Genomic DNA, 1,603 nt, shown 5'->3' on the forward strand with positions numbered 1-1,603 from the left:
GTTCGGCGGCGTCCTACTCTCCCACAGGGTCCCCCCTGCAGTACCATCGGCGCTGTAAGGCTTAGCTTCCGGGTTCGGAATGTGACCGGGCGTTTCCCTCACGCTATAACCACCGAAACACTATGAAACTGTGCAGCCGCACCACACCCCGGCCAACGGGAATGTGGGGCTGTTCGTGGTTTCAGAACCAACACAGTGGACGCGAGCAACTGAGGACAAGCCCTCGGCCTATTAGTACCAGTCAGCTTCACCCCTTACGAGGCTTCCACATCTGGCCTATCAACCCAGTCGTCTACTGGGAGCCTTACCCCATCAAGTGGGTGGGAGTCCTCATCTCGAAGCAGGCTTCCCGCTTAGATGCTTTCAGCGGTTATCCCTCCCGAACGTAGCCAACCAGCCATGCCCTTGGCAGGACAACTGGCACACCAGAGGTTCGTCCGTCCCGGTCCTCTCGTACTAGGGACAGCCCTTCTCAAGACTCCTGCGCGCGCAGCGGATAGGGACCGAACTGTCTCACGACGTTCTAAACCCAGCTCGCGTACCGCTTTAATGGGCGAACAGCCCAACCCTTGGGACCGACTCCAGCCCCAGGATGCGACGAGCCGACATCGAGGTGCCAAACCATCCCGTCGATATGGACTCTTGGGGAAGATCAGCCTGTTATCCCCGGGGTACCTTTTATCCGTTGAGCGACGGCGCTTCCACAAGCCACCGCCGGATCACTAGTCCCGACTTTCGTCCCTGCTCGACCCGTCGGTCTCACAGTCAAGCTCCCTTGTGCACTTACACTCAACACCTGATTGCCAACCAGGCTGAGGGAACCTTTGGGCGCCTCCGTTACTCTTTAGGAGGCAACCGCCCCAGTTAAACTACCCATCAGACACTGTCCCTGATCCGGATCACGGACCCAGGTTAGACATCCAGCACGACCAGAGTGGTATTTCAACGACGACTCCACCTGAACTGGCGTCCAAGCTTCACAGTCTCCCACCTATCCTACACAAGCCGAACCGAACACCAATATCAAACTGTAGTAAAGGTCCCGGGGTCTTTCCGTCCTGCTGCGCGAAACGAGCATCTTTACTCGTAGTGCAATTTCACCGGGCCTATGGTTGAGACAGTCGAGAAGTCGTTACGCCATTCGTGCAGGTCGGAACTTACCCGACAAGGAATTTCGCTACCTTAGGATGGTTATAGTTACCACCGCCGTTTACTGGCGCTTAAGTTCTCAGCTTCGCACGCCCGAAAGCGCACTAACCGGTCCCCTTAACGTTCCAGCACCGGGCAGGCGTCAGTCCGTATACATCGCCTTACGGCTTCGCACGGACCTGTGTTTTTAGTAAACAGTCGCTTCTCGCTGGTCTCTGCGGCCACCCCCAGCTCACCGTGTAAAACGGATCACCGGTGATGGCCCCCCTTCTCCCGAAGTTACGGGGGCATTTTGCCGAGTTCCTTAACCATAGTTCACCCGAACGCCTCGGTATTCTCTACCTGACCACCTGAGTCGGTTTAGGGTACGGGCCGCCATGAAACTCGCTAGAGGCTTTTCTCGACAGCATAGGATCATCCACTTCACCACAATCGGCTCGGCATCAGGTCTCAG

Annotated in this window: 2 rRNA genes; both read right to left on the minus strand. The window is 56.9% G+C overall.

The annotated features are described in order from the left end of the window. A 5S ribosomal RNA gene (gene rrf / locus ACH4N1_RS34960) occupies positions 1 to 117 on the minus strand. Positions 118 to 211: 94 nt separating this feature from the next. Beyond that, positions 212 to 1,603 (minus strand): 23S ribosomal RNA (locus ACH4N1_RS34965); the annotation flags it as partial.

The sequence above is a fragment of the Streptomyces sp. NPDC017202 genome, from assembly GCF_044331705.1.
In the GTDB taxonomy this organism is placed as follows: domain Bacteria; phylum Actinomycetota; class Actinomycetes; order Streptomycetales; family Streptomycetaceae; genus Streptomyces.